Raw genomic sequence first — 26,699 nt, forward strand, 5'->3', positions numbered from 1 at the left:
AAAGGAGCAGCTAGTATGACATTCGATCGAATATGCGTAATCGTGCTCGACAGCGTCGGAATCGGCGAGCTGCCGGATGCGGCGGCCTATGGGGATGAGGGGGCACACACGCTAGGGCATATTATTGAGAAAGTGAGCGGGTTCAACCTGCCGCATCTTCGCCGGTGGGGAATCGACCGGATTGCGAAGCTTCATGGATGGAATCCTTCCGAGGAGAAGCCGGCCGCGTACTATGGCAAGATGGCAGAGGCTTCCACTGGCAAGGATACGATGACCGGCCACTGGGAGCTCATGGGGCTGAAGCTGACGGTGCCGTTCCAGACGTTCCCGGAAGGATTCCCAGATGAGCTGATCTCCGTCTTCGAGGAGCGGACTGGAAGGAAGGTCATTGGCAACAAGCCGGCTAGCGGAACAGACATTCTGGATGAGCTGGGACAAGAGCAGATGGAGACGGGAGCTTGGATCGTCTACACTTCCGCGGACAGTGTCTTCCAGATTGCTGCACATGAGGCTGTCATTCCGCTGGAGGAGCTGTACCGGGCTTGCGAGATTGCCCGCGAGCTCACGATGGAGGAGCGGTTCACGGTAGGCCGAGTCATTGCACGACCATACTTGGGAGAGCCGGGCGCCTTCAAGCGAACACCGAATCGCCATGATTATGCGGTGAAGCCTCCGCAGCCTACCGTGTTGAATGCCTTGCAGGATCAGGGATTGTCGGTCATCGCTGTGGGGAAGATTCATGATATCTTCGACGGGGAAGGCATTACGGAATCGGCTCCAACCAAGAGCAATGCGGATGGCATAGCACGCACGATGGAATATCTGGGGGAGTCTTGGAAGGGTCTCCTGTTCACGAACCTAGTCGACTTCGACTCCTTGTACGGCCATCGCCGCGATCCTGCCGGCTATGCGGCTGCCTTAGAGGAGTTCGATCAGGCGCTGCCTGCGCTTCAAGAGAAGCTTGGCGAGCGTGACCTGTTGGTCGTGACAGCTGACCATGGCAATGATCCGGTTCATCATGGAACAGATCATACGAGAGAGTACGTGCCGCTGCTGCTGTTCAGCCCTTCGTTCAAGGAAGGACACGCTCTTGCGGATCGGGCGACATTCTCCGATCTGGGAGCAACGATAGCCGATAACTTCGGAGCGGCTAAGCCGCCTAACGGGACTAGCTTGCTGAGTGAGCTGGTGTAAGCAGGACAAGAATGAGAAGGCAAGGATATTAAGGGTAGAAGCCCAATCATATGGAGGAGGAAGCCAATAATGAATCTGTTAACGGGTTCACATATTGAAGAAGCAGCACAGTATATTCGCAGCAAGTCCAGCTTGCAGCCAGAGGTTGGCCTGATTATGGGTTCAGGGCTCGGCATATTGGGAGATCATCTGGAGGAGACAGTGATTATCCCTTATCATGACATTCCGCACTTCCCCGTCTCTACGGTAGAAGGACATGCTGGCGAGCTCCTGCTAGGCAAGCTTGCTGGACGTCCGGTTCTGCTCATGCGCGGGCGATTCCACATGTATGAAGGATATGGACCTGAGCTGACGGCCTTCCCTGTCCGGGTGATGAAGGCGCTGGGAGCGACGCTGCTGCTCGTAACGAATGCAGCCGGCGGAGTGAATACCGACTTCGAGCCTGGCGATCTGATGCTCATCTCCGATCACATTAACTTCACCGGACGCAACCCGCTCATTGGACCGAATGATGATGAGCTGGGTGTTCGCTTCCCGGATATGTCGGAAGCATACAGCAAGCGCCTTAGAGCCATTGCGCGTGAAGTCGCAGCAGGTCAAGGCATTACGCTGCGCGAAGGCGTCTACGCAGGTCTCCTTGGTCCTACGTATGAGACACCGGCTGAGATTCGGATGCTTCGTGTACTCGGCTCGGATGCGGTAGGCATGTCTACTGTAGCAGAAGTCATTACAGCTAGACATGGCGGGATTGAGGTATTAGGCATCTCGTGCATCAGCAATATGGCTGCGGGTATTTTGGACCAGCCATTATCTCATGCTGAAGTTATGGAGACGACAGAACGTGTCAAGTCTCGCTTCCTGGGACTCGTGACTGGGCTCATTCCACGCCTTTAAGCTGACTTTGTAACACAATTGTAATATTTGAGCCGACTAATTGTGACAGCCTTTTTTTTACTCATCGTCGTATAATGTCCGTGACTAACGATAGATGGAGTGGAATGGCTATGGACAAGCAGTTCTATATGCAGATGGAATCCTTACGCGACAGGATGATAGAGAAGGCGTTAGACAAGCAGACCTTCTTGAATCGTGAAGTGCTGCTGCTCAGCCAGTCCTTGGATCTGTACATCGTCCGGGCTCAGGAGGAGCAGCGTCTCTCACGGCAAGCAGAAGATGACAGCGATGAGGAGGAACAGCATGAGAGTGGTAGATCTCATTCATAAGAAGAGAGACGGAGGAGAACTTAACGCCTCCGAGCTGCAGTATATAATGAACGGTTATAGCGGGGGTGACATTCCTGATTATCAGATGTCGGCTTTTGCTATGGCTGTTTTTTTTCGCGGAATGTCCCGGGTTGAGACTGCGAATCTGACGATCGCGATGGCGGAGTCCGGTGATACGGTTGATCTTAGCGCCATTCACGGCATTAAGGTGGACAAGCATAGCACAGGCGGAGTTGGTGACAAGACGACGCTCATTATTGGACCGCTCGTTGCAGCTGCAGGGGTGCCTGTTGCGAAGATGTCGGGCAGAGGGCTCGGACACACCGGCGGCACGATTGACAAGCTTGAATCCATCGAAGGCTTCCAGACGGAGTTGTCCCGCGAGAGGTTCATTGCACAGGTGAATGATATCGGACTCGCGGTAATCGGCCAGAGCGGTGACTTAGCGCCAGCGGATAAGAAGATGTATGCGCTTCGGGATGTGACAGCGACGGTGGAATCCATTCCTCTAATTGCGAGCTCCGTCATGAGTAAGAAGCTTGCAGCCGGCGCGGATGCGATCGTCCTCGATGTGAAGACGGGCAGCGGAGCGTTCATGAAGACGCTGGGTGATTCGGAGAAGCTTGCAGCAGCGATGGTGGAGATTGGTACGGAAGTAGGCCGCAATACGGCTGCTGTCATTAGCGATATGGATCAGCCCCTCGGCTATGGTATCGGGAATGCATTGGAAGTTCATGAGGCAATCATGACGCTTCAAGGGCAAGGGCCGGAGGACCTCACCGAGCTGTGCTTGACTCTTGGTGCGCATATGGTTGTCCTCGGGGGCAAGGTTGGCTCTGTCGATGAGGCCAGAGAGCTGCTGCGCGGCAAGCTTCACAATGGGGAAGCGCTGGGCAAGTTCAGAGCCTTCATCGAAGCGCAGGGGGGCGATGTTGCAGCGGTGGATGATCCATCCCGTCTCCCTCAAGCGCCGGAGCTCATCGAAGTGAAGTCAGATGGAGAAGGCTACGTAGCCGCCATACAAGCGGAGCAGCTAGGTCTCGCTGCCATGCTGCTGGGAGCGGGGAGAGCGACGAAGGAAGCTATTATCGATCATGCCGTGGGCATCACCCTTCGCAAAAAAGTCGGAGAGCCCGTTCAAGCCGGCGAGACGCTCGCGGTACTCCATGTCCGTGAGCAATCAGAAGCAATCCGGGCTGTGGCCGAGCAGGTGCGGGAGGCTTACTCCATCTCTGCAAGCAAGCCTGCAGTTAGACCGCTGCTGCTGTCCGTCGTCACCGCTGATGGGGTAAAGCGTTACTGAGATTGCAGCATCCTAATAAAAAAGGGGCAGCACGTGAAGTCACTTCGTGACTTACACGCGCTGCCCCTATCTGCTGCTCCACTACCACTTCGATTCAGTAGTGGTGTTGTAGATCTTCCAGCTGTTGTCCGGCATCAGCTTCAAGAAGAGCTCGCCTTCGAGCGGAACGTCATCATTCATGATCTCTTCGCCTTCTTCATCCACGACCACTTGATGGGATACCCCGCCCTCTGTCTTCACGACTGCGAAGCGATTCGTCTTGCTAACGACAGTGAAGGTTGGCTCAGTCACGACAGAGAAGTCTATTCGGCCGCCGTCCTCAATCATATACTCCATGAATTCGAGGTTGAGCAGGTTCAGTGCCAGCATATAGCCTGTAGATTGCTTCTTGTAGAGCGCGTCCAGCTCGCCATACTTCTTCGCCTCTAGCAGATTCGCTTCAGACTTCGAAGCCTCCTCCACTACAGCAAGCAGAGCCGCATCCTCAGGCAGCGCCGAGTCTTGCTTCGCAAGGGCACGCTGCAGCATCGTTACGGCTTCAACCCGCTTAGCTGGGCTGTTAGGCTGGAACTGTGTGGCCGTCTTGCCCTTGATAATCTCGGCCTGGCTCGCCTGCGAGATATATCCCGCTGCAAAATATCCGGCCGGCACATCGGTAAAGGCAGGGGCTGCGCTAGCCTCTTCGAACTTAACCGTAGCTTGGAACGCACGAACGACAATCGCTGCAATCTCGCCGCGCGTTACAAGCAGATTCGGACCGAAGGTTGTCTCGGTCTTACCATTGACAATACCAAGCGAGCTGGCAATGCTGACCGGCTCATAGAACCAGTCGGTCTGCTTCACATCGGTGAAGCTCTTGGCCGAAGCCTCTGCCTTCGTCAGTCCTAGAGCTCTCACTAGAATCGCTACGAACTCTGCACGCTTGACCGGTGCTTCGGGACGGAGTGTAACCGTTCCTTCCTCATCTATGTAACCTTGCAGCAGATCTGCATTGACGAACTGGTCAAGTGCTTCGAATCCCCAGCTGTCTTCAATATCCTCCGGATAGTAGCGAAGCATATCGTCGAATGCATCAGCCGAAGCAACTCCTGCATTCGCGATCATCATGACGGCAATAAGTGCCAATCCCATTGATTTGAATAATGATTTCAATGATGTAACCTTCCTTCTAGTAGTTTTTAGACTCAGAGAGATAGAATACCAAATTGTCCAACGTTTTTCTACCCTTAATTCTCCGCCATTTTCTCCCACATCTATAGCACAAATATAATTCGGCTGATTTGGAATATTTTTCATGAATGGAGCCCACACTAGAGATGAGAATATACCCGAATTGCGCTTCCTGCGACCACTCACGTGGAGCAAGGCGCATTCATCTTAGGAGGGGACCCCGCTAGTGAGAATCTATTCTGTGAAGCTTCTGCTTCTGCTCATTGCCTTAACCGTAGCTCTGCCGACCGCCGTATGGGCCGAAGCTGAGGAGAAGACTCCCGGAGGAGCAGCAGCTAAGCCATCTGCGCCGCCAGCAGCTGCCGACCTCGCGCCATCCGCTCGTTCTGCTATTCTAATGGATGCCGATAGCGGCACAATTATTTACGAGAAGAACAGCCATGACAAGCTGCCTCCGGCCAGCATTACGAAGATCATGACGATGATTCTCATCATGGAGGCGCTCGATGACGGGCGCATTAAGCTGACAGACAAGGTTCCGACCAGCGAATATGCGGCATCCATGGGCGGCTCCCAGATCTTCCTCGAGATTGGAGAGGAGATGACGGTAGATGAGATGGTGAAGGGGATCGCTCTGGCTTCCGGCAACGATGCATCGGTTGCGATGGCAGAGAAGATTGCCGGCACTGAAGCGGAGTTCGTCAAGATGATGAACGACAAGGCTGCTCAGCTTGGCCTTAAGAACACACATTTTGCCAACTGCAACGGGCTTCCTGCCTCGGATCACTACACGTCTGCCCATGACATTGCGGTCATGTCGAAGGAATTGCTGAAGCACCCGGAGATTACGAAGTATACGGGACTGTATCAGGACTATCTGCGCAAGTCGTCGGAGAAGCCGTTCTGGCTCGTGAATACGAATAAGCTCGTGCGCTTCTACACCGGTGCGGACGGTCTGAAGACTGGCTTCACGAATGAAGCGAAGTTCTGCTTGTCGGCAACGGCGAAGCGGGATGGATTGCGCCTTGTGGCCGTCGTCATGGGCGAGCCGAACACGAAGACGAGGAATGCGGAAGTGTCCAAGATGCTCGATTATTCCTTCGCACAGTATATGAATCACTCCATCTTCAAGGAGGGCGATTCGATGGGGACGCTTCAAGTGGAGAAGGGGTCCGTAGCCTCCTTACCGCTTCAAGCGAAGCATTCCTACAGCGTGCTGCTGAAGAAGGGGACGCCTACGAATGATATCCGATACGAGCTTAAGCTGAATGACAACTTGAAGGCACCGATTAAGATCGGCGATCAGGTAGGCAGAATTATCGTCTATCAAGGCAGTCAGGTATTGACGGAATTCCCGGTAGATGCCCCTCAGACGATAGAGAAGGCGGGCTTGTGGCGATTAATGAAGCGCTCCATGGGCAGTTTATTCTCTTAACTTACAGCCATCTATCCAGTGAACGGCGATAACCGTTAACGCTCCAGCTCCGCACTTTTTGTCAGCTTGTAGCGCCCTGCTTCTAGTTTTGTCGGCAGGCAGGAGAAGCGCTCCGCAGCGGAGAATTGCATCTCTAAGCTACCTTGAAGGAGTTGAAGGGAAGTATGAGTCTGGGAGTGGAGTTGGAGCATCACCGCAATGTGCTTATCGTCCGGCTTCGAGGTGAGCTCGACCATCATACGGCAGATGCTGTCCGGTTCAAGATGGAAGAGGCGATTATGCGTGGGAACAGCGATCATATTATTCTTAGCCTGAAGGAGCTCGAGTTCATGGACAGCTCCGGTCTGGGAGTTATTCTTGGCCGGTACAAGCAGGTTAAGAGCAGAGGCGGGAAGATGGTTGTCTGCGACGTTAACCCTAACGTACACCGTTTGTTCGAATTATCTGGATTGTTCAAAATTTTGCAGAAGCATGAGAATGAACGAACGGCCATATCGAGTCTGGAGGTGGTGTCATGAAAGGGACTAACGAGATGACGCTTTCCTTTAGCGCACGCTCGGAGAACGAAGCGTTCGCTCGCATAGCAGTTGCTGCCTTCGTCTCGCAGCTGGACCCCACGATGGACGAACTGAATGATCTGAAGACGGCGGTGTCCGAGGCAGTTACCAATGCCATCATCCATGGGTACAACAGCGATGATTCCCAAGAGGTAACGATTAAGGCTTCTATTGAAGGCGACACCGTATCCATTATTATAAGCGACCAAGGCTCTGGCATCGAAGATGTAGACCTCGCTCGTCAACCGTTGTTCACCTCTAAGCCGGAGATGGAGCGCTCTGGCATGGGATTTACCATTATGGAAAATTTCATGGATCGCTTCGACGTGTCCAGTGAGCCGGGCAGCGGTACAAGCGTCGCGATGATGAAGCGGATCGAATCGAAAAAAGCGCTCTACAACTAAGCGCATAGGGGTTGGGCCTTCATGAAAGTCGATTTGAACAAAGCGGCACAGCCGTATCTGGACGATGTGGAAGTGAAACGATTAATAGCGCTTAGCCAGTCCGGTGATACGCTGTCCCGAGATACGCTCGTACAGTGTAACATTCGGCTCGTATGGTCCGTCGTTCAACGGTTCATGAATCGCGGGTATGAGCCTGAGGATCTGTTCCAGATCGGTTGTATTGGACTGCTCAAGTCGGTAGACAAATTTGACCTCTCCTATGATGTCAAGTTCTCCACCTATGCAGTTCCAATGATCATTGGAGAGATTCAGCGGTTCCTTCGCGACGATGGGACTCTGAAGGTAAGTCGCTCGCTCAAGGAGACGGCGAACAAGGTTCGGAAGATGAAGGATGAGCTGTCGAAGACGCTTGGCCGGCTGCCCACCATTAAGGAAGTCGCGGAACGGCTGGGCATTACGCCTGAGGATGTTGTATTCGCGCAGGAAGCCAATAAGCCGCCCACCTCCATCCATGAGACCGTGTTCGAGAACGACGGGGATCCCATTACGTTAATGGACCAGATAGCGGATGAGTCCGGAGAGCGGTGGTTCGACAAGCTGGCGCTTGCGGAGGCTATTGAAGGCCTATCCGAGCGGGAGCGGCTTATCGTCTACCTGAGGTACTATCGAGACAAGACCCAATCCGAGGTCGCCGCCAGGCTCGGCATCTCCCAAGTGCAAGTGTCCCGTCTGGAGAAGAAGATTTTACAGTCCATCAAGGACCAGATCGCCCTGTAAGAAGGCGGTCTGGTCTTTTTTTTTATGCGCTCACCATGACTATCCTACGCTTCCTCGTCTCATACTAAGGAGGGAATAACAGCCATGAGCTTCTTATTGAGGAATAGGAATGATGCTGCATGCCTTCAACCCAACATAATGCCGTCTACTTGAGGCTTAAGAAGAGAATCTATATCAAGCCCGGCGAGAGCGTCCGCCTGCATCAAGCTGCCAGGCTGCTTGCAGACCCGGAGCAGGAGGCGCCGCTTCGGCAGCTGCTGCTGTACGAGCATCGGAAGGCAGACGGCAACCGCGTCGTGCTGGATCTGCTGCAGATCGTGAAGCGGATTCGCGAGGCCGTGCCAGAGCTTACCATCGAAGCTTACGGAGACCCGCAGGTGCTAGTCATGATAGCGGATGAGCCGGCTAAGCCAAGGATGGCTGTTCTCATCGCAGCTTGGCTCCTGCTTTTTTTTGGAGCGGGACTGGCCATTATGAACTTCCACACGGATGTTAGTATGAAGGAGGTCCATATGCGCATTGCGGAGCTGGTAACCGGCAAGAAGACGAGTCACCCGCTGTGGTTCCAGATTCCCTACTCTCTAGGCATTGGACTCGGCATGATGATCTTCTTCAACCACCTGTTCCGCCGCAAGTTCAATGAGGAGCCGAATCCGCTCGAGGTGGAGCTGTATATGTACCAAGAGAATGTGAATGCCTATGTCATAGCTGATGAGATGCGCAAGAAGTCGGATAACGGGGATGTCGGGGGGTAGTGTATGCTCGAAGGGCTGTCCAATCTATTCGTTGCTATGTTGGGTCTGGCGGGGGGGCTGGCTGTAGGAAGCGGGCTGGTTGCTCTCTTGGTTATCCTTGATCTGATTCCTAGGCTGGCTCAGCTCGCTTCAGCTTACCGGCATTCCATCTGGTTCGAGACAGCGATCATTGCAGGCGCCGTATATTGGACATTCGCTGACTTCCTGGATTGGCATATGGGCTTGCCCAAGGTCATCAGTCTAGGTGGCATTGGACTCATAGATGGCGCGTTCGTTGGCATGCTCGCAGCGGCCTTGACGGAAGTGATGAATGTGCTGCCGATACTGGCGAAGCGGCTTAACCTCTCGAAGTATATGGTAGGGCTGCTGATGGCTATGGTGCTTGGCAAGACGCTGGGCTCGCTGTATGACTGGCTAGTATTCCAGTGGTAGGCGGTAGTCCTGTGGAGGCAGCTAATTATAATATTGGAGGAGAGAGCATGACTGATCATCGTAGCGAGCTGACCGGAACAGAAGAGTCGGAAGCCGCATATCCTTATCCGCAGGCCGGGCAGAGTCAGGAAGAGCCCTCCACGAAGGGGGAGGAGGAGGGGAATGGGGCGAACGCAAGCGGGAAGTCCTCCGCTTCCTCGAATTCGAGCAAGCTTGACGAGCCTTCCAAGGAGGAGCATGTCATTCCGGATAAGCTGGATGACGTGCTGCTTAAGCTGGAGACAGACGTCGGCTATCATACGAGCTTCGACATTGTAGTACGCGAGATGACATTCGGGGATCGTCGGACCGCCTTGTTCTTCATGAACGGACTAGTTAAGGACACCGTCCTGACGGAGATCTTGAAGCGTCTCACCTACCTCCAGCCGGACAATGTATCCTCGCATGCGGTTCACGCCTTCTTGAATCTGTATGTCACCGCCGCTCAAGTGGAGAAGCAGGAGGATTGGAGCAAGCTGCTAACTGCTGTGCTGTCTGGAAGCACGGCTATGTTCATCGATGGCGAGTCAACCGCGCTCATCATGGATGCGAAGAACTTCCCCCAGCGCGGTCCCGAAGAGCCGAGTCTGGAGAAGGTGGTGCGCGGGAGCAGGGATGGCTTCGTCGAGACGCTCATGACGAATGTGTCGCTCGTGAGGAGACGTCTTCGAGATCCTAAGCTTCGCTACGAGATTGTACAGATCGGCGAGCGGACTCGCACAGACGTATGCATCGCGTATATTGACGACCTGGTGGACAAGGAATTGTTGAAGTCGGTGAAGGACAAGATTGCGATGATTAAGATTGACGGTCTGCCTATGGCCGACAAGCAGCTGGAGGAAGCGACTGTGAAGCGAGGCTGGAATCCCTTCCCGCTCGTACGATATTCTGAACGTCCGGATGTCGTAGCCACTCATCTGCTCGAAGGGGCCATCACCCTCTTCGTGGATACGTCGCCCAGTGTCATGACGATACCGACGACTTACTTCGACCTCGTGCAGCATGCGGAGGAGAACCGACAGACACCGTTCCTTGGCACCTATCTGCGCTGGGTCCGGTTCCTTGGCATATTCGCTTCCTTGTTCCTGCTGCCGCTCTGGCTGCTGTTCGTCATGCATCCTGAGCTGAAGCCTGTGGCGCTGGAGTTCCTCGGTCCATCTAAGACAGGCAAGCTGCCGCTGCTTGTCCAGTTCCTCTTGGCTGAGGTCGGGGTCGATCTGCTGCGAATGGCATCGGTCCATACGCCAACCTCCCTGGCCACCGCGATGTCGCTCGTCGCGGCCATACTCATTGGAGATATTGCTGTCCAGACGGGCATCTTCGTGAATGAAGTCATCCTGTATATGGCGGTAGCAGCCATCGGGATGTTCGCCACACCGAGCTACGAGCTAGGGCTGGCGAATCGGATTGTGAGGTATATCCTCTTAATCTCCGTAGCGGCGTTCTCTGTCCCGGGCTTCGTCATAGCCTCGACCGTCATGCTGCTCGTGCTGTGCAAGGAGAGATCCTTCAACCGGCCCTATATGTGGCCATTCATCCCGTTCGATGCACGAGCTCTCCTGAGCATCCTTATTCGGGTGCCGGTGCTGCAGAATCGCAAGCGTCCTAACCTGCTCAGACCGCAGCAGACAGATAAGATGCCATCGGATAACTAGGCTCAAATAATGCAAATGAAGAGACAAATTATCCATTTCTCCTCAGGATAGATTGCGATATACTGATGCTATTGGTGCAAATCGAATCTATCGGTACTTCCGATGAGAAAGCTGAGGGGAAACTATGTTTCTACACGGAACTAGCTCTATTAATGAACAAGGACACCTAACAATCGGCGGTTGTGACGTAACGAATCTAGCTCAGGAGTTCGGCACTCCCTTATATATTGTGGATGAGGCGCTCGTTCGCCAGCGTGCTGGGGAATACGTGAAGGCATTCCAAGCTTCCGGACTGAAGTTCCAGGTTGCTTATGCAAGCAAGGCATTCAGCGTCATGGCCATGTGTGTTATTGCCGAGCAGGAAGGGCTGTCGCTTGATGTCGTGTCCGATGGAGAGCTGTATACAGCTCTCCAAGCAGGCTTCCCGGCTGAGCGAATTCACTTCCACGGCAACAACAAGACGCCGGATGAGATTAATATGGCGCTGGACGCCAACATTGGCTGCTTCGTCGTAGATAACTTCGTTGAGCTTGATCTGCTGAATGCTCTGGCTGCTGCACAAGGCAAGAAGGTGAACATTCTGCTTCGCATTACACCAGGCGTTGAAGCTCATACTCATGACTATATCTCTACAGGCCAGCAGGATTCCAAGTTCGGGTTCGATCTAGGCAATGGTGCTGCGAAGCAAGCTATCGCGAAGGCGCTGACCTTGTCCAATCTGGAAGTGCTCGGCGTTCATTCGCATATCGGTTCCCAGATCTTCGAGGTCGAAGGCTTCCGCATGGCCGTTGACAAGGTGGCCGGCTTCGCTGTCGACATCCGCAGCGAGCTGGGCTTAACGTTCAAGGTCATTAACCTTGGAGGCGGCTTCGGTATCCGCTACGTCGAAGGAGATACTCCGCTGCCGATCTCGGAGTATGTAGGCGCCATTACGAATGCGATCATTACGAACTTCAAGGCGGCGGACTTCCCGCTTCCTGAGATCTGGGTCGAGCCGGGCCGCAGTATGGTGGGCGATGCCGGAACGACGCTCTACACCGTTGGAACGAATAAGAACATTCCAGGCGTGCGCAAGTATATCGCTGTCGATGGCGGCATGACGGACAACCCTCGCCCAGCGCTCTATCAATCGAGATATGAAGCATTGCTCGCGAACCGCGCGAACGATCCGGCGGAGGAGACCGTGTCCGTCGCAGGGAAGTGCTGTGAGAGCGGCGACATGCTGATCTGGGATCTGGAGCTGCCTAAGGCGGAGAGCGGCGATCTGCTTGCTGTATTCTGCACAGGTGCTTATAACTACGCTATGGCAAGCAACTATAACCGGATTCGCCGGCCAGCTGTTGTCTTCGTCAAGGACGGCTCGGCCGACCTGGCGGTGAAGCGTGAATCGCTCCATAACATCGTAGAGAATGATGTCATTCCTGCAAGGCTTGCCAAATCGGCACTTGCGAAATAAGGACGTTATTGGTAACGTAGTACTATTCGCATATAGAAAGGTAGTTGATTCGAATGTCCAAGCAAGCAAAAATTACACTAGCAAATGGCGGCGAAGTCCTTATCGACTTGTTCGACCAAGATGCTCCTAATACGGTAGCAAACTTCGAGAAGCTGGCGAACGAAGGCTTCTACAATGGTCTAGTCTTCCACCGCGTGATCCCAGGCTTCGTCGCGCAAGGCGGATGCCCTACAGGAACCGGTACCGGTGGTCCTGGTTATCAGATCGACTGCGAGATTAACCCGAACAAGCATGAGCGCGGATCCCTTGCCATGGCGCATGCCGGCCGCAACACCGGCGGAAGCCAGTTCTACATTGCTTACGCTCCACAGCCTCATCTTGACGGCGGCCATACCGTTTTCGGCAAAGTTGTGAAGGGTATGGAGTTCGTCGACGCGTTCAAAGGACGCGACAAGATGGAAAAGGTTGAAGTTGTAGAAGTTTAATGATAATATACTAACTATAGTATAGTAAGTGCGGTTTTCCTTCGGGGTCGGGTGCAATTCCCAACCGGCGGTGATCGAGGGCGGGCAGCCGCTTCCGGATAACCGGATGTACTGCTCTCCCTCGTCAGTCCGTGACCCGGGCCAGCTCTGCGTTATACTCCATGAGGAGCTAACGTCGAGCGGGAACGGTGGACCTGGTGCAATTCCGGGACCGACAGTATAGTCTGGATGGGAGAAGGAGACGCTTTGACATGGGTCATTCATTTTGCTTGTTTGTTTGTGCTTTATTTCACAAGTGCAGATGAATATAGCTTATTTGGTATACCTATTCCGTTCAGACGACTCGGTTGACCGTACCTGACGAACAGCTGGCGCTTCTCTGCGCTCATTCGTTGGTACGCGTCTCCTTAGTCATCTGTATGGCAGTCGAGCGACTCATAACATCCATCATCCCCCCGAATGGCGAGCACGCCGATTTGGGGGGTGTTTTTGTTCGATATGGATATTATTAATGATGAGTACTATATGAGCCTTGCCCTGGATCTGGCCGCTAAGGCGAAGGGGCAGACGAATATTAACCCAATCGTCGGTTGTGTCGTTGTGAAGGACGGAAGACTGATTGGAGTGGGCACGCATCTGAAGAGAGGCACCGGGCATGCAGAGGTACATGCACTGCAGATGGCTGCAGACGAAGCGGCTGGAGCCACCGTCTATGTCACGCTGGAGCCGTGCAGCCACTTCGGCATTACACCTCCATGCTGTGACCGAATTATCGCAGCGAAGGCTGCACGCGTCGTAGTTGCTGCTGTCGACCCTAACCCTCAGGTGGCTGGCCGGGGAATTGCGAAGCTGCGCGAAGCAGGCATTCAAGTGGATGTCGGCGTACTCGAGCAGCAATCGACTGTTATGAATGAAGTGTTCAACAAGTACATTACAACTCGCCTTCCGTTCATCACGCTGAAGACAGCAAGCACGCTTGACGGCAAGATCGCTGCCCATACCGGTGACAGCAAGTGGATTACTGGTCCAGTTGCGAGAGAGCAGGTACACACGCTGCGCCATCAGCATCAAGCGATCATGGTAGGGATCTCGACTGTGCTGGCCGATGATCCTCAGCTTAATACGAGAGCGGCCGTACCGGCGATTGATCCTATTCGCATTATCGTAGATTCCAAGCTGAGAATTCCGTTAGATGCAAGAGTCGTGAAGGATGGAGGAGCGAGGACGATCGTACTTGCCTCTGCAGCCGCTGATCTGCGTAAGAAGGAACAGCTGGAGGCTGCCGGGGTGGAAGTTCATCTGTGCGGTAATGAGGATAAGGTTGATCTGAAGCAAGCCATGACGCTGCTGGGACAGCTCGACATTGGGTCGATCCTGCTGGAAGGCGGAGGACGGCTTAACGGGGCGATGCTGGAGGCTGAGCTTGTCGACAAGATTGTCCTCTATATCGCTCCGAAGATTATTGGCGGCCCGGAAGCTCCAGGCACCTTCACATTCCGAGGGTTCGACCGGATGGCAGATGCGCTCGAGCTAAGGGATCTGCAGGTCGAGATGGCGGGCAGTGACATCTGTGTCACGGGCTATCCGATGTATACGAGCAACAAGTAGCATCGGAGAGCTAGGAAGGCACGCAGAGAAGGAAGAAGAGAGGTGAATAGCTTATGTTCACTGGACTAATAGAAGAGATTGGCATACTCCGGCGCGCTGTTAAGCGAGGGGAAGCGATGGTGCTGACCATCGAAGCCAGCCGAATCATGGAAGGAATCGCACTCGGGGACAGCATCGCCGTTAACGGGGTATGCTTGACCGTTACCAACTATGACTCCAAGTGGTTCACGGCTGATGTCATGCCGGAGACGTATCGCAAGTCCGATCTTCATCGACTGGCTTCAGGGCAGCGGGTTAATCTGGAGCGGGCGATGATGGCAGGCGGCAGATTCGGCGGTCATATCGTGCAAGGCCATATTGATGGGACGGGCAGCATCCTCTCTCGCAAGACGGATGCGAACGCCGTTGTATTCACGGTTGAGGTTAAGGATGAGGAGATGCTCCGCTTCGTCATCCCGAAGGGTTCCATTACGATTGACGGCATCTCCCTGACGGTGGTCGACACGAAGGCGGAGCAGCTGTCCGTATCCATCATCCCGCATACGCTCGCTCAGACTGCGCTTCAATACAAGCAGCCGGGTGACACGGTCAACCTGGAATGTGACGTGATCGGCAAGTATGTGGACCATCTCCTTCACTATACGAGAGCCTCGGATTCGAAGCCGCAGGCGAAGAGCAGTCCGCTGTCTGCAGCCTTCCTAACGGAGCATGGCTTCTTATAAGCGAATTACCGACTAGAGGGAGGGACAGAGCATGGAGCTTGATCCGCAATTCGATTCTATTGAATCAGCCATCGAGGATCTCATCCTGGGCAAGCCAATTATTGTTGTAGATGATGAAGACCGTGAGAATGAAGGGGATCTGATCGTACTGGCGGAGAAGTGTACACCAGAGGTCATCAACTTCATGATTACACAAGCTAGAGGGCTAGTCTGCGTACCTATTACCCCGGAGAGGGCTGCAGAGCTTGAGCTGCCTCCGATGGTTACGCACAATACGGACTATCACGGAACCGCATTTACGGTATCCGTTGACCATATCTCCACAACGACGGGCATCTCTGCCATGGAGCGGTCGATGACGGTGAAGGCATTAATTGATCCTTCCGTGAAGGCGGGCGATTTCCGGAAGCCCGGGCATATTTTCCCGCTCATTGCGAAGCCGGGCGGGGTACTCAGGAGAGCCGGCCATACGGAGGCGGCGATTGATCTTGCGCGGATGTGCGGCTCGCTGCCTGCTGGCGCCATCTGCGAGATTATTAAGGAAGACGGGACGATGGCGAGGCTTCCGGACTTGGTTATTTTCAAGGAGAAGCATGATCTGAAGCTCATTACGATTCAAGACTTGATTAAGTACCGGAATGAGAAGGATAAGCTGGTCAACCGTGCCGTGGATGTGAAGATGCCGACCGACTATGGCGTGTTCCGGGCCATTGCTTATACGAATGAACTGGATGACAAGGAGCATGTGGCGCTGGTGAAGGGGGAGATTGATCCCGCGGGGCCGACTCTCGTACGTGTCCATTCGGAATGCTTGACAGGGGACGTGTTCCACTCCCATCGCTGTGACTGCGGCCCTCAACTGGATGCGGCGCTCAGACAGATTGATGAAGCGGGGAGCGGCGTGCTGCTGTACATGCGCCAAGAGGGGCGGGGCATTGGGCTCATTAACAAGCTGAAGGCCTATGCGCTGCAGGAGCAGGGATTGGACACGGTTGACGCGAATATTAAGCTGGGCTTCGCTGCAGACCTTCGGGATTATGGCATCGGTGCACAGATTCTGAGAGACCTCGGAGTCCGCAAGATGCGGCTGCTGACGAACAATCCCCGCAAGATCGCCGGCCTCGAGGGCTATGGGCTTGAAGTCGTCGAGCGGGTCCCTATTCAGATGGACAGCAATGAGGACAATGACGGCTATCTTCGGACGAAGAAGCTGAAGCTCGGGCATCTGCTGAAGATGGATGAACCGGAATACAACTTATAGTCGATATTCATAATGAACCAACAATTAACGATAGAGAGGAATTACCCACAATGGCTAAGGTATATGAAGGCAAGTTAGTATCCGAAGGGTTAAAATATGGCGTCGTCGTCGGCCGCTTCAACGAGTTCATCTCCGGCAAGCTGCTCTCCGGCGCATTAGATGCATTCAATCGTCACGGTGCAGCAGAATCAGATGTAGAGGTAGCATGGGTGCCGGGCGCATTCGAGATTCCACTCATTGCGCAGAAGATGGCTGAGAGCGGGAAGTATGACGCTGTCATCACGCTCGGAGCTGTCATTCGCGGATCCACTCCACACTTCGATTATGTGTGCAATGAAGCAGCCAAGGGTGTAGCGGCTATCGCTCTGAAGACCGGGGTGCCTACAATCTTCGGCGTACTGACGGTTGACTCCATTGAGCAAGCGATTGAGCGCGCTGGCACGAAGGCTGGCAACAAAGGGTACGAAGCAGCAGCCTCTGCCATTGAGATGGCGAATCTGACCAGAGCCTTGCAAGGATAAGACAGATCGCCTGACGGCGGCAGGAGTTGACGATGCGTGACGATGCTATACAAGCTGGAATCTTGGGAAGGGCCGCTGGATCTGCTGCTGCATCTCATAGACAAGGCTGAGATTGATATTCATGAAGTATCCATCAGCGAGATTACGGACCAATACATGGAGTATCTGAACTCGATGCAGGAGCTGGAGCTTGAGGTGACGAGCGAATTCCTCGTCATGGCAGCTACTCTGCTCTCCATCAAGAGCAAGCAGCTGCTCCCTAAGCCTCCGATTATCGAAGATGATGAGTACTATGAGGAATGGCCGGATGATGGACTTGATCCGCGGGATGAGCTCATTCAGAAGCTGATTGAATATCGGAAGTACAAGCAGATTGCCGTGCAGCTGCGGGAGAAGGAGCTGGTGAGAAGTCTCGTATTCTCACGAGAGCCTGATGATCTGACTCCTTATATGACGAACGAGGAGCCTAAGAATCCGGTGGAGGGCCTGCATCTGTCCGATCTCATCGCCGCCTTCCAGAAGGCGCTTCGCAGAGCCGCGAGACGGAACTTCGTAGCGACGGTGCAGCGGGATGAGATCTCGGTGAAGGATCGTATCGTAGACATTGTGGAGGTGCTGAAGCAGTACGAGACGGTGCGATTCTCTAAGCTGATTCGGACAGGGATGGGCCGGCATGAGATCGTGGTCACCTTCCTGGCGATATTGGAGCTCATGAAGATGAAGCACATTCGCTGTTATCAGCATCAGCTGTTCGATGACATAGTGATCCAGTGGAGAGGAGAAGCAGCGGATCGTGGATTATCAGAGATTGAAGTCGATTATTGAAGGCTTGCTGTTCATGGCTGGTGATGAAGGGCTGAATCGCAGGCAGCTGGCGGACATCCTTGAGATTGATTCGGAGCTGGCTTCAGAGCTCGTCTACGACCTGCATCGCGATCTGAACCGTGAAGGGCGCGGCGTGCAGATTGCAGAGGTGGCAGGCTCTTACCGGCTGACGACTCACCCCGACCACGCCCCTTACTTCGAGAGAATGGCTGTTACACCAACCCGTTCAAGTCTATCGGCAGCAGCGCTTGAGACGCTCTCCATTGTTGCGTATCGCCAGCCGATTACCCGAGTGGAGATCGAGGAGATCCGCGGGGTGAAGAGTGACCGCGCGCTCTATTCCTTGGTGAACAAGGATCTCATCGAGGAGGTCGGGCGTGCAGAAGCGATTGGACGACCTATCTTATACGGTACAACGAAATCATTTTTAGATTACTTCGGATTAGCTTCCTTGGAAGCACTGCCTGAGCCGACGGCGGTTCAGATGGATGAAGCGCTGGAGGCGCAGACACAGCTGCTGTTCGAGAAGCTGGACGGGCGTCAGATGACGATGGACGAGCTCCCAGCGGAAGTAGAAGAGCCTCTCGAGGAATGAGATTCAGCCGCAAGGTCATACTATATTCAACCAGACATAGGAAATGGAGGAAGGCGAGATGTTCAGCTACCCTCACGGTTGGATAGGGATGACGGCGGCTGGTCTCTTTTTTTTGCTCATCTTCGCTCTCATCGCTGGATCGAAGGTGAACATTCGGAGTCATATTAAGCGAGACGGAAGCAACGACGATATCGTCATTCACGTGAATGCACTGTATGGAGCGGTCAAGAGAACGATTCATATTCCGCTCGTTCGATTCACCGGCCGTGCGGTTGAACTGAAGCAAGAGGTGAAGAACGGACTAGGGTCCGGCGTGACCGAGAAAAATGATGAGATTGATGCGAACAAGGTGGCGAATGCGCTGGAGAAGATGAAGCAGGTCGTCATCCTGACCCAGAATCTCACAGGTATTGCAAGACGAACGTTAGCGAAGGTGAGTCTGACTGAGTGGGAATGGAAGACCGCCGTCGGCTCAGGAGATGCGATGTGGACGGCTATGGCGACAGGGGCGGTCTGGTCGATGAAAACAACGCTAATCGGGCTGCTCTCGCAGCTGCTCAAGCTGAAGACCGAGCCGGCTGTTCAGGTCCAGCCTGACTACAACAAGTCCGGCTTCTCCACAGAATGGAGCTGCACCGCTAGCATCAGACTGGGCAGCGCTATGCTGGCCGGGCTGCAGTTCGTAGCCCGGATGAAGAAGAGCAAGCAGGATCTAGCCGCGTGGCGGAATGTGATGCGTGCGCAGGCGGGCTCGTGACTCCATGCAAGAAGGACGACCTGTTATACATAAATGACCCCTTGAGGGGGATGATAATAACTGATTTCGTCACGATCTGAAGGAGGAACGAAGATGAGCAACCATCCGATACAAGGCCTAATGCAGACCGCTATGGAAAATATTAAGGAAATGGTCGATGTTAACACGATAGTAGGCGATCCTGTGCAGACCCCGGACGGCAGCATAATCATGCCGATCTCCAAGGTAGGCTTCGGATTCGTAGCAGGCGGAAGTGATATTAAGTTCGACCCAAGTCACAAGGGAGGGTCAACTGATGCGCACCAGGCATCTGTCGCACTGCCGTTCGGCGGCGGCAGCGGCGGGGGTGTCTCCATTACCCCGATTGCCTTCCTTGTTGTTGGGACAGGCGGCGTGAAGATTGTACCGCTTGATAACCAGACCCATCTGTGGGAGCGTATGATTGACTCCGCTCCAAGTGTGTTCGAGAAGATTCAGACGATGGTGAAGTCGCCAGCAGGCAACCATGTTGAAGAGTCAGGCGTCGTGACTGGAACGGTGAACGTCAACGACTTGCTGGTCTAACCGCTACAGCCAGACTGCCCGCAAGGGCAGTTTTTGCTGTGTAAGCGTGCTGAGAGAATGCCTGAGGTTATGTCTATCTTAAGAGCAGCAAGCATAGGATGTACAAGCAGCAAGTGCAGCTGCTTCAATCTAGAGCACTCGTACGGGAAGGAAGGAAGCAGGACATGGCATGGTTATGTAGATCGCTCTCGCTGCTGCTGTCAACGGCTGTCGCGGGAAGCTTGTTCCTGAGCGGCTTGCCCAAGGCGGCCTATGGGGCTGTCCCGGCAGTGGGTACGCACGCACAGGCTTCAGCACTCATTGATGTGGAATCGGGACGGCTACTTCATAGCAGTCAAGGGGACAAGCAGCTTCGTATTGCTAGTCTCACTAAGATTATGACAGCAATCGTAGCGATTGAAGACGGTCAATTAACGGATGTGGTGACGACGAGCAAGCGAGCATATGCACGGGAAGGCTCGTCCATCTACCTGCAATTAGGGGAGAAGATGACGCTGCTTAATCTGCTCTATGGGCTGATGCTCCGTTCGGGCAATGATGCTGCAACGGCCATCGCGGAGCATGTTGGAGGCTCCGAGGAAGGCTTCGTCCAGCTGATGAATAATAAGGCGGAGCTGATCGGCCTTCGCCATACTCAGTTCCGCAACCCGCATGGGTTGGATGCAGAGGGGCATTATTCGTCCGCGAATGATCTGGCTCGACTAACAGCCTATGCGCTGCGCAATCCCATCTTCTCAGACATTGTCCGCACGAAGGTGAAGACTGCACCTAATCCGAATGATGAATGGGATTATATGTGGCATAACAAAAATAAAATGCTGTCTATGTACGAAGGAGCGGATGGGGTCAAGACGGGTTATACGAAGCTAGCCTTCCGCTGCTTGGTCAGTTCCGCAACCCGGAACGGCCAGCGGCTAGCTGCCGTCACGATTAATGATGGAGATGACTGGGCCGATCATCGGAAGCTGCTGGACTGGGGATTCCAGCACTATCCCCTTGTCTCCATCGCTGATAAGGGGCAAGCGATTGCCGCATATACACTTGCTGCAGGCAATTCGTTCCGCTACCCGTTAGCTGAGAGCGAGAAGGGGGAGCTGAAGTCCACCCTTATATTGGAAGAGGCCATGACGACTCGATACAAGCTGGGATACCGGGGTTCATTGGAGTGGTCAATTGGCGAGACTAGAATTGGTACTGTTCCTGTCTATGATGCAGGAAGCGTTCGCCTGCAGCTGCCAGAGAGAAGGCCGCTCACGTTAGCAGCCTTGCATCATTCTGACTCGCCAAGATTTTTTGCTGACTCATTGATGGATGCTATGAGGGCTCTGTTTCGGTAACCGGGGGAGGGGAACCTAGGGATGGTCAATTGGATCTGGTTGTTTTTTATCGTAGCAAGTGTCGTTACAGCAGCTATTACCGGTCGGATGGACGAAGTGACACAAGCCGCCTTCGAAGGGGCGAAGAGCGGTGTCACGGTCTCCTTCGGGCTGATTAGCATCCTCGTGTTCTGGCTCGGAATGATGCGGATCGGGGAGGATGCCGGCTTGCTGGACAAGCTGGCACGGGCGCTTGGGCCAGCTGTGCGTCTGCTGTTCCCCGATGTGCCTCGCGATCATCCCGCTATGGGCTACATAATGAGCAATATGAGCGCCAACCTGTTCGGTCTGGGCAATGCGGCTACGCCTATGGGGATTAAGGCTATGCAGGAGCTGCAGAAGCTTAACCCGGACCCAGCAACCGCTACACCTGCCATGTGCACCTTGCTTGCACTCAATACTTCAAGTATTACGATCGTTCCGACAACATTGATTGCGATTCGAATGAACTATGGGTCGGCGAATCCTGCTGAGATCGTGGGGACGACGATAGCGGCTACGATAGTGGCTACGGCAGCTGCTATTGCAGCCGATCGATGGTATCGCAGGCGAGTACCGCCTGCCGCTCCACCGATATCGCCTAAGCCCGCAGATTCAGCAGTAGGAGGGAACTCCTATGTATAACTTCATGACCGCCTTCTCTGCTTGGCTTATTCCTGCCATTATCGTATTTATTCCTCTCTACGCTGCATACCGCAGAGTTCCCGTCTATGAGACCTTCGTCGAAGGGGCGAAGGAAGGCTTCGGTACGGCCGTCTCCATCATCCCTCATCTCGTTGGCATGATGGTAGCCATCAGCATGTTCCGGGCCTCTGGGGCGATGGATATGATTACGGGGGCGTTCCGTCCGTTATTCGATTGGATGGGCATCCCCAGTGAAGTTCTGCCGCTCGGCCTTCTGCGCCCGCTTACGGGGGCAGGGTCCCTCGCTTATACGGCAGACTTAATTCAGACCTACGGCCCTGATTCCATGATCGGCCGCATCGCGTCTACCATTCAGGGAAGCACGGATACGACGCTGTATGTGCTCACTGTCTACTTCGGTGCTATCGGAATTAGGAAGACCCGATATGCGCTGAAGGTTGGGTTGTTTTCCGATATCGTGGGCTTTTTTGCAGCCATATTTGTATGTCTCCTTCTGTTTGCATAAGCTCCGGCTTGTGCTTTTGCCTTCATATCGGTATGATGGAGGATGAGGTGAAGGCATTGGAACGTCTACAGAAGATATTAGCGCAAGCAGGGGTTGCATCCCGTCGAAAATGCGAAGAAATGATATTGGCTGGTCTTGTTGAGGTCAATGAGGAGAAAGTGACAACGCTTGGGGTCAAGGCAGACCCGGCAGTTGATGTCATTACGGTGAACGGCAGAAGAATTCGTAGCGAGAACAAGCTGTATCTCATGCTGAATAAACCAAAAGGTGTCATCACAAGCGCAAGTGATCCGCAAGGGCGCAAAGTGGTGGCTGATTTTTTGCCTGGAATTAAGGAGCGGGTCTATCCGGTAGGTCGTCTGGATTACGACACAGAAGGGCTGCTGCTGCTGACCAATGATGGGGAATTCGCCAATCTGCTCACCCATCCGAGCCATCACGTTCCGAAGACGTATCATGCGACGGTCAAGGGCACGGTCCATGGAACAGCGCTTGAGAAGCTGCAGAGCGGGATCAAGCTGGAGGACGGGATGACTTCTCCTGCAGAAGTCGAATATCACGACATTAATCTGGACAAGAATGAGACAACGATCTCCATTACGATCTATGAGGGGCGTAACCGTCAAGTCCGGAGGATGTTCGAGGCGGTAGGGCATAAGGTTATCAAGCTGAAGCGAATCAAGTTCGGAGATATCGGCTTGCAGCAGCTTGGTCGAGGCAAGTTCCGCCACCTGCATCCGACAGAGGTACAGGAGCTGCTCGGCTCCGCTCGCAAGACACATAAAGTTCATAAAAAGTAAACGGCGGCAAAAGCTTTTGCCGCCCGATTTTCGTTATAATGAAGCTATTCCATCCCAGGCGGTACTATCAGCAAAAATAGCTGGCACTGTTAGTTAGTATGGATGGGATGCAACTTAAGGTACGGATGGTGATCTAGGTAGTGAAGTCATCACGCAAGCCTGTCCAAGTAATTATACTCCTCGCGGTGCTGCTCATCGGCGGATACGCCATAGGCACAACCTTATTCGCATCGGATGACAAGGGAGTGCCGAAGCCGGGCGGCATGCCGCCACAGTTCGCGCTTGAAGATCTGGCTGGTGACACCCATACCCTGGAGCAGTATAAGGGCAAGGCGGTTGTAGTTAATTTCTGGGGAACCTTCTGTCCCCCATGTGTGAAGGAAATGCCGGAATTCGAGCGCCAATATGCGAAGTGGCAGGATGAGGGCTTAGAGATTCTGGCAATTAATCTGAGTGAAGATGACTTAACTGTTCGTAACTTTGTTCGCGGATTCGACTTGCACTATCCGATTCTTCGTGATGTGAACCGGAAGACGGAGCGCAGCTATGCGCTAAGATCTTATCCAACTACCTTCTTCATTAAGCCGGACGGCACGATTATGGAGATTAAGGTTGGAGGCATGACGGAGAAGGAGATTGACGACCGCATCGGGCAGCTTCTTCAGTACTAGCTTAGAAGGTGTTAGGAGGAAGTACCGCGTTGTTCCAGAATACGAAGTGTGAATGCGGGCATCAGAACGCAGTAGGGACGGTCCTGTGCGAATACTGCGGGAAGCCGCTCGATGATCAGGAGCAGAGTCAGGATCTGCCTCTAGAGATGCGTTACGACGGCGCTGCCCGGCGCTCTCAGAAGAGCAACAAGAATGTAATAGACCGGATATGGAGCTTCTTCTCCTCGGTCAAGATTGCCGTGTATATGATTATATTAACGACGCTCGGCGCCTCGCTGGGTACGATCTATCCGCAAGAGAATTCATTCCTTAATATCGATCCGAGTGTATACTACGAGGAGACTTATGGCCTCTCTGGCAAGCTCTATTACTTGCTAGGACTATCGAATACATATGAATCCTGGTGGTTCATCGGATTGCTAGTCATGATTGGAACATCGCTAGTCATCTGTAGTCTCGACCGAGTGCTGCCGCTGTACCGAGCTCTTAACAAGCAGCAGATTCGGAAGCATCTGAGCTTCATCACGAGGCAGAAGACCGTCTATGTCGGTAAGCTGGAAGGCTCCGCTGACGATCGTGTTCAAGAGCTGGCTAAGCTGCTTCGCCAGAAGCGGTACAAGGTACACGTAGATGGAACAGCTCTGCTAGCTGAGAAGAATCGATTCAGTCGTTGGGGTCCATATATTAATCATATTGGCCTTATCATCTTCCTGCTCTCGATTCTCGCGAGAGGCATTCCGGGCTTCCAGATGGATACGTATATTACGGTGCCTGATGGAGATACCGTAGCGATTGAAGGCACGAATTACTTCGTGAAGAATGAGAAGTTCACGGTCGAATTCTACAGCGACGACGAGCTCCCGGACAAGCTGAAGGGCCAGTTCCGCGCGAAGAAGTATGAGACGAAGGCTGTCCTGTATGAATGCACCAGCAACTGCAATTCTCCATCGAAGGAGCCCGTGCTTAAGGAAGTCAAGAAGCATGATATCGTAGTGAACAGCCCGCTTAATTATGAAGGGTTAAAGCTGTATCAGTTCGACTACGATGACACGCCGAGATTGAATGCTGTAAGTCCGATCCTGAAGGACAAGAAGACTGGGGCAACCTATGGGCCATTCCACCTTCCGATGAAGAATGCGTCGCTCAACTATGAGCTCGGGCCTTACAAGCTGAAGCTTGCTGCGAATTATATGGAATTCGCTCTCGATGAGGAAGGCAAGCCAGTCACGCTATCCAGAGACCCGAAGGCACCAGCCTTCGTATTCATCCTGACAGGCCCGGGACTTCCAGCGGACGGTGAGCCGTATATGTACTTCCCGCTGCAGAAGGATAAGGACAAGTTCAGTCAGGACAAGATTAACGGTTCGCTCGCTGATCGATTCGACATTCAAGTGGAAGGGATGGAGAACGTCGACTTCTCCTCCTACAGCACGTTCCTGAATGTCAGAGTGGACCGGGTCATGAATTATATATGGATTGGTGCAGCCATCTCTATGATTGGTCTGCTCATGGGTGCTTATTGGCATCACCGGAGAATCTGGCTTAGAGTAGATGGAGACGAGCTGTCACTAGGTGCCCATACGAATAAGAACTGGTTCGGCATGCGGTCAGATGTCGCTTGGGCTCTGGGCAAGATCGGAATTGAAGTCGAGCCTAAGTCGCTTGATAACGGAGGGAACAACGCGTGAGTTTAGTTGATTTTAGCAGCGATGCCTTTATCGTCGCCTTTTTTCTATATTGCTTCGCCTTCGTATTCTATGTCATTGCATTCGCAGGACGTAATTGGAGCAACCGTGATCCTAAGCAGCACGAGAAGAAGTGGGGAAGAATAGCATTCGCAGTGTCTACCCTAGGTCTTGCTGCTCATCTCACCTTCTTCTTCACGAGATGGGCGGGAAGCGGTCAGATTCCTACGAGCAATATGTATGAATTCATGACCTTCCTAGGAATGGCCATTATGATTGCGTACACGATTGTGTATGGCATCTATCGCAAGCCTCTGCTTGGCATGTTCGCAACTCCGCTGACTATTATTATCGTTGCTTATGCATCCGTGTTCCCGCAAGAGGTGCAGCCGCTCATTCCTGCACTAGACTCTATCTGGCTGAAGGTGCATGTGACAACAGCAGCCTTGGGTGAAGCCTTCTTCGCCGTCGGATTCGCAGCTGGCCTCATGTATCTCCTGCGGGTCATTGACTTCAAGGGGACCTCGAAGCAGGAGCGGAAGGCACAATTCTGGTTGGAGTTCACCCTGTACACGATTGTCATCATTATCGGCTTCATCATTGCGGTATTCGGATTCCGGGCAGCAGGGTTCGAAGCAGAGTTCACGCAGGAGAAGTCAAGTATTAATGAGCAAGGAGCCGAGCAATCAAGTATTGAGAAGGTAGAGTATACGATGCCGGCCATTGTTAGACCTTACAACAGTATCAAGGTTCACAGTGACAGCTTCCTTGGCATGGAAGATTCGATCTTCGAAGCACCTTCGTGGATGAACGGCGTTAACGCAGGCCGGAAGCTGAATACGGTCATCTGGTCCGTCATCACAGGTTCGCTTCTCTACGGCTTGCTTCGCCTCGTCCTGCGCAAGCGGATTGGCGCATTCATTCAGCCAGCTATGGAAGGCATCGACCCTGATGATCTGGACGAGATCAGCTACCGAGCCATCGCGATCGGATTCCCGATCTTCACCTTAGGAGCTCTTATCTTCGCAATGATATGGGCTAATATGGCTTGGGGCCGATTCTGGGGCTGGGATCCGAAGGAAGTGTGGGCGCTTATCACCTGGCTCTACTACAGTGCTTATCTTCACTTCCGTCTCTCCCGCGGGTGGCAAGGGCTGCGTTCCTCCTGGCTGGCCGTTATCGGCTTCGTCATCGTCTTGTTCACCTTAATTGGTGTTAATCTTATTATTGCCGGCTTGCATTCGTATGCCGGAGTATAACCTAGCAGCGTAATCGGAGA

At 53.5% G+C, this 26,699-nt stretch carries 29 protein-coding genes and 1 riboswitch; of the genes, 28 read left to right on the forward strand and 1 reads right to left on the reverse strand.

Annotation, left to right across the window (positions count from 1 at the left end):
• Positions 1 to 15 precede the first annotated feature (15 nt).
• From deoB to ACFO9Q_RS11925, 4 genes are all read left to right on the forward strand, one after another.
• Positions 16 to 1,194 (forward strand): phosphopentomutase, encoded by a 1,179-nt coding sequence (deoB, locus tag ACFO9Q_RS11910; RefSeq protein WP_379182154.1) that lies wholly within the window; start codon positions 16 to 18, stop codon positions 1,192 to 1,194.
• Positions 1,195 to 1,263: 69 nt separating this feature from the next.
• Positions 1,264 to 2,088: a purine-nucleoside phosphorylase gene (locus ACFO9Q_RS11915; protein ID WP_379182156.1), complete on the forward strand. Its 825-nt coding sequence runs from the start codon at positions 1,264 to 1,266 to the stop codon at positions 2,086 to 2,088.
• 110 nt (positions 2,089 to 2,198) lie between these two features.
• Positions 2,199 to 2,417 carry an aspartyl-phosphate phosphatase Spo0E family protein gene (locus ACFO9Q_RS11920; protein WP_379182159.1) on the forward strand — a complete coding sequence of 73 codons (219 nt, stop codon included), beginning with the start codon at positions 2,199 to 2,201 and terminating at the stop codon, positions 2,415 to 2,417.
• Positions 2,392 to 3,720: a pyrimidine-nucleoside phosphorylase gene (locus ACFO9Q_RS11925; protein ID WP_379182161.1), complete on the forward strand. Its 1,329-nt coding sequence runs from the start codon at positions 2,392 to 2,394 to the stop codon at positions 3,718 to 3,720. Before ACFO9Q_RS11920 ends, ACFO9Q_RS11925 begins: the two co-directional genes overlap by 26 nt.
• A gap of 81 nt (positions 3,721 to 3,801) precedes the next feature.
• Here the strand turns inward: ACFO9Q_RS11925 and ACFO9Q_RS11930 are convergent, their stop codons facing one another.
• Positions 3,802 to 4,872, reverse strand: coding sequence for an S-layer homology domain-containing protein (locus tag ACFO9Q_RS11930; RefSeq protein WP_379182163.1), 1,071 nt, complete (start codon positions 4,870 to 4,872; stop codon positions 3,802 to 3,804).
• 244 nt (positions 4,873 to 5,116) lie between these two features.
• Between ACFO9Q_RS11930 and ACFO9Q_RS11935 the strand changes: the two genes are divergently transcribed.
• The 24 genes from ACFO9Q_RS11935 to ccsA all read left to right on the forward strand — a co-directional run bounded on the left by ACFO9Q_RS11935 (position 5,117) and on the right by ccsA (position 26,679).
• Positions 5,117 to 6,325 carry a D-alanyl-D-alanine carboxypeptidase family protein gene (locus tag ACFO9Q_RS11935; RefSeq protein WP_379182165.1) on the forward strand — a complete coding sequence of 403 codons (1,209 nt, stop codon included), beginning with the start codon at positions 5,117 to 5,119 and terminating at the stop codon, positions 6,323 to 6,325.
• Positions 6,326 to 6,489: 164 nt separating this feature from the next.
• Positions 6,490 to 6,843 carry an anti-sigma F factor antagonist gene (gene spoIIAA / locus ACFO9Q_RS11940; RefSeq protein WP_379182167.1) on the forward strand — a complete coding sequence of 118 codons (354 nt, stop codon included), beginning with the start codon at positions 6,490 to 6,492 and terminating at the stop codon, positions 6,841 to 6,843.
• Complete coding sequence (gene spoIIAB, locus ACFO9Q_RS11945) at positions 6,840 to 7,286, forward strand: anti-sigma F factor (protein WP_379182169.1); 447 nt, start codon at positions 6,840 to 6,842, stop codon at positions 7,284 to 7,286. The genes spoIIAA and spoIIAB overlap by 4 nt, the downstream gene beginning before the upstream one ends.
• 21 nt (positions 7,287 to 7,307) lie before the next feature.
• Positions 7,308 to 8,063 (forward strand): RNA polymerase sporulation sigma factor SigF, encoded by a 756-nt coding sequence (gene sigF, locus ACFO9Q_RS11950; RefSeq protein WP_379182171.1) that lies wholly within the window; start codon positions 7,308 to 7,310, stop codon positions 8,061 to 8,063.
• A gap of 119 nt (positions 8,064 to 8,182) precedes the next feature.
• Positions 8,183 to 8,818, forward strand: a complete 636-nt coding sequence (locus tag ACFO9Q_RS11955) for a stage V sporulation protein AA (RefSeq protein WP_379182174.1) — start codon at positions 8,183 to 8,185, stop codon at positions 8,816 to 8,818.
• A gap of 3 nt (positions 8,819 to 8,821) precedes the next feature.
• Complete coding sequence (locus ACFO9Q_RS11960; protein ID WP_379182176.1) at positions 8,822 to 9,250, forward strand: stage V sporulation protein AB; 429 nt, start codon at positions 8,822 to 8,824, stop codon at positions 9,248 to 9,250.
• A 47-nt stretch (positions 9,251 to 9,297) separates the two neighbouring features.
• Positions 9,298 to 10,944: a spore germination protein gene (locus tag ACFO9Q_RS11965; protein WP_379182178.1), complete on the forward strand. Its 1,647-nt coding sequence runs from the start codon at positions 9,298 to 9,300 to the stop codon at positions 10,942 to 10,944.
• 124 nt (positions 10,945 to 11,068) lie between these two features.
• A complete protein-coding gene (gene lysA, locus ACFO9Q_RS11970; RefSeq protein WP_379182180.1) occupies positions 11,069 to 12,400 on the forward strand; it encodes a diaminopimelate decarboxylase in 1,332 nt (443 codons plus the stop codon).
• Between the two features lie 53 nt (positions 12,401 to 12,453).
• On the forward strand, positions 12,454 to 12,885 hold the full coding sequence (locus tag ACFO9Q_RS11975) for a peptidylprolyl isomerase (protein ID WP_379182182.1): 432 nt from the start codon (positions 12,454 to 12,456) through the stop codon (positions 12,883 to 12,885).
• A 33-nt stretch (positions 12,886 to 12,918) separates the two neighbouring features.
• A riboswitch (FMN riboswitch) is annotated at positions 12,919 to 13,129 on the forward strand.
• Positions 13,130 to 13,383: 254 nt separating this feature from the next.
• Entirely contained in the window at positions 13,384 to 14,493 is a 1,110-nt protein-coding gene (gene ribD / locus ACFO9Q_RS11980) for a bifunctional diaminohydroxyphosphoribosylaminopyrimidine deaminase/5-amino-6-(5-phosphoribosylamino)uracil reductase RibD (RefSeq protein WP_379182184.1), read from the forward strand.
• Positions 14,494 to 14,546: 53 nt separating this feature from the next.
• Complete coding sequence (ribE, locus tag ACFO9Q_RS11985; protein ID WP_379182186.1) at positions 14,547 to 15,215, forward strand: riboflavin synthase; 669 nt, start codon at positions 14,547 to 14,549, stop codon at positions 15,213 to 15,215.
• Positions 15,216 to 15,246: 31 nt separating this feature from the next.
• Positions 15,247 to 16,476: a bifunctional 3,4-dihydroxy-2-butanone-4-phosphate synthase/GTP cyclohydrolase II gene (locus tag ACFO9Q_RS11990; RefSeq protein ID WP_379182188.1), complete on the forward strand. Its 1,230-nt coding sequence runs from the start codon at positions 15,247 to 15,249 to the stop codon at positions 16,474 to 16,476.
• Positions 16,477 to 16,526: 50 nt separating this feature from the next.
• The gene (gene ribE, locus ACFO9Q_RS11995) at positions 16,527 to 16,997 is read left to right on the forward strand and encodes a 6,7-dimethyl-8-ribityllumazine synthase (protein WP_379182190.1); all 471 of its coding nucleotides are present in this window, start codon (positions 16,527 to 16,529) and stop codon (positions 16,995 to 16,997) included.
• 36 nt (positions 16,998 to 17,033) lie between these two features.
• Positions 17,034 to 17,822 carry a segregation and condensation protein A gene (locus ACFO9Q_RS12000; protein ID WP_379182192.1) on the forward strand — a complete coding sequence of 263 codons (789 nt, stop codon included), beginning with the start codon at positions 17,034 to 17,036 and terminating at the stop codon, positions 17,820 to 17,822.
• Positions 17,791 to 18,417, forward strand: coding sequence for an SMC-Scp complex subunit ScpB (gene scpB / locus ACFO9Q_RS12005; RefSeq protein ID WP_379182194.1), 627 nt, complete (start codon positions 17,791 to 17,793; stop codon positions 18,415 to 18,417). Before ACFO9Q_RS12000 ends, scpB begins: the two co-directional genes overlap by 32 nt.
• Before the next feature lie 58 nt (positions 18,418 to 18,475).
• Positions 18,476 to 19,174 (forward strand): DUF2953 domain-containing protein, encoded by a 699-nt coding sequence (locus tag ACFO9Q_RS12010; RefSeq protein ID WP_379182196.1) that lies wholly within the window; start codon positions 18,476 to 18,478, stop codon positions 19,172 to 19,174.
• A gap of 93 nt (positions 19,175 to 19,267) precedes the next feature.
• Positions 19,268 to 19,738, forward strand: a complete 471-nt coding sequence (gene ytfJ / locus ACFO9Q_RS12015) for a GerW family sporulation protein (RefSeq protein ID WP_379182199.1) — start codon at positions 19,268 to 19,270, stop codon at positions 19,736 to 19,738.
• A 164-nt stretch (positions 19,739 to 19,902) separates the two neighbouring features.
• Positions 19,903 to 21,075, forward strand: a complete 1,173-nt coding sequence (locus tag ACFO9Q_RS12020) for a D-alanyl-D-alanine carboxypeptidase family protein (RefSeq protein WP_379182747.1) — start codon at positions 19,903 to 19,905, stop codon at positions 21,073 to 21,075.
• 21 nt (positions 21,076 to 21,096) lie between these two features.
• Positions 21,097 to 21,738 carry a nucleoside recognition domain-containing protein gene (locus ACFO9Q_RS12025; RefSeq protein ID WP_379182201.1) on the forward strand — a complete coding sequence of 214 codons (642 nt, stop codon included), beginning with the start codon at positions 21,097 to 21,099 and terminating at the stop codon, positions 21,736 to 21,738.
• A complete protein-coding gene (locus ACFO9Q_RS12030) occupies positions 21,731 to 22,264 on the forward strand; it encodes a spore maturation protein (RefSeq protein ID WP_379182202.1) in 534 nt (177 codons plus the stop codon). Before ACFO9Q_RS12025 ends, ACFO9Q_RS12030 begins: the two co-directional genes overlap by 8 nt.
• A 56-nt stretch (positions 22,265 to 22,320) precedes the next feature.
• Positions 22,321 to 23,064: a pseudouridine synthase gene (locus ACFO9Q_RS12035; RefSeq protein ID WP_379182203.1), complete on the forward strand. Its 744-nt coding sequence runs from the start codon at positions 22,321 to 22,323 to the stop codon at positions 23,062 to 23,064.
• Positions 23,065 to 23,204: 140 nt separating this feature from the next.
• A complete protein-coding gene (locus ACFO9Q_RS12040) occupies positions 23,205 to 23,735 on the forward strand; it encodes a redoxin domain-containing protein (protein ID WP_379182205.1) in 531 nt (176 codons plus the stop codon).
• Between the two features lie 29 nt (positions 23,736 to 23,764).
• Positions 23,765 to 25,423, forward strand: coding sequence for a cytochrome c biogenesis protein ResB (gene resB / locus ACFO9Q_RS12045; RefSeq protein WP_379182207.1), 1,659 nt, complete (start codon positions 23,765 to 23,767; stop codon positions 25,421 to 25,423).
• Positions 25,420 to 26,679, forward strand: a complete 1,260-nt coding sequence (gene ccsA / locus ACFO9Q_RS12050) for a cytochrome c biogenesis protein CcsA (RefSeq protein ID WP_379182209.1) — start codon at positions 25,420 to 25,422, stop codon at positions 26,677 to 26,679. The genes resB and ccsA overlap by 4 nt, the downstream gene beginning before the upstream one ends.
• Positions 26,680 to 26,699 lie beyond the last annotated feature (20 nt).

Origin of the sequence: Paenibacillus sp. GCM10023252 (assembly GCF_042653305.1) — a bacterium.
Classification (GTDB): domain Bacteria; phylum Bacillota; class Bacilli; order Paenibacillales; family Paenibacillaceae; genus Pristimantibacillus.

Coding starts and splice junctions, on each gene's coding strand:
- deoB (WP_379182154.1), top strand. CDS start 16: ATGACATTCGATCGAATATGCGTAATCGTGCTCGACAGCGTCGGAATC.
- ACFO9Q_RS11915 (WP_379182156.1), top strand. CDS start 1,264: ATGAATCTGTTAACGGGTTCACATATTGAAGAAGCAGCACAGTATATT.
- ACFO9Q_RS11920 (WP_379182159.1), top strand. CDS start 2,199: ATGGACAAGCAGTTCTATATGCAGATGGAATCCTTACGCGACAGGATG.
- ACFO9Q_RS11925 (WP_379182161.1), top strand. CDS start 2,392: ATGAGAGTGGTAGATCTCATTCATAAGAAGAGAGACGGAGGAGAACTT.
- spoIIAA (WP_379182167.1), top strand. CDS start 6,490: ATGAGTCTGGGAGTGGAGTTGGAGCATCACCGCAATGTGCTTATCGTC.
- spoIIAB (WP_379182169.1), top strand. CDS start 6,840: ATGAAAGGGACTAACGAGATGACGCTTTCCTTTAGCGCACGCTCGGAG.
- sigF (WP_379182171.1), top strand. CDS start 7,308: ATGAAAGTCGATTTGAACAAAGCGGCACAGCCGTATCTGGACGATGTG.
- ACFO9Q_RS11955 (WP_379182174.1), top strand. CDS start 8,183: ATGCCTTCAACCCAACATAATGCCGTCTACTTGAGGCTTAAGAAGAGA.
- ACFO9Q_RS11960 (WP_379182176.1), top strand. CDS start 8,822: ATGCTCGAAGGGCTGTCCAATCTATTCGTTGCTATGTTGGGTCTGGCG.
- ACFO9Q_RS11965 (WP_379182178.1), top strand. CDS start 9,298: ATGACTGATCATCGTAGCGAGCTGACCGGAACAGAAGAGTCGGAAGCC.
- lysA (WP_379182180.1), top strand. CDS start 11,069: ATGTTTCTACACGGAACTAGCTCTATTAATGAACAAGGACACCTAACA.
- ACFO9Q_RS11975 (WP_379182182.1), top strand. CDS start 12,454: ATGTCCAAGCAAGCAAAAATTACACTAGCAAATGGCGGCGAAGTCCTT.
- ribD (WP_379182184.1), top strand. CDS start 13,384: ATGGATATTATTAATGATGAGTACTATATGAGCCTTGCCCTGGATCTG.
- ribE (WP_379182186.1), top strand. CDS start 14,547: ATGTTCACTGGACTAATAGAAGAGATTGGCATACTCCGGCGCGCTGTT.
- ACFO9Q_RS11990 (WP_379182188.1), top strand. CDS start 15,247: ATGGAGCTTGATCCGCAATTCGATTCTATTGAATCAGCCATCGAGGAT.
- ribE (WP_379182190.1), top strand. CDS start 16,527: ATGGCTAAGGTATATGAAGGCAAGTTAGTATCCGAAGGGTTAAAATAT.
- ACFO9Q_RS12010 (WP_379182196.1), top strand. CDS start 18,476: ATGTTCAGCTACCCTCACGGTTGGATAGGGATGACGGCGGCTGGTCTC.
- ytfJ (WP_379182199.1), top strand. CDS start 19,268: ATGAGCAACCATCCGATACAAGGCCTAATGCAGACCGCTATGGAAAAT.
- ACFO9Q_RS12020 (WP_379182747.1), top strand. CDS start 19,903: ATGGCATGGTTATGTAGATCGCTCTCGCTGCTGCTGTCAACGGCTGTC.
- ACFO9Q_RS12025 (WP_379182201.1), top strand. CDS start 21,097: ATGGTCAATTGGATCTGGTTGTTTTTTATCGTAGCAAGTGTCGTTACA.
- ACFO9Q_RS12030 (WP_379182202.1), top strand. CDS start 21,731: ATGTATAACTTCATGACCGCCTTCTCTGCTTGGCTTATTCCTGCCATT.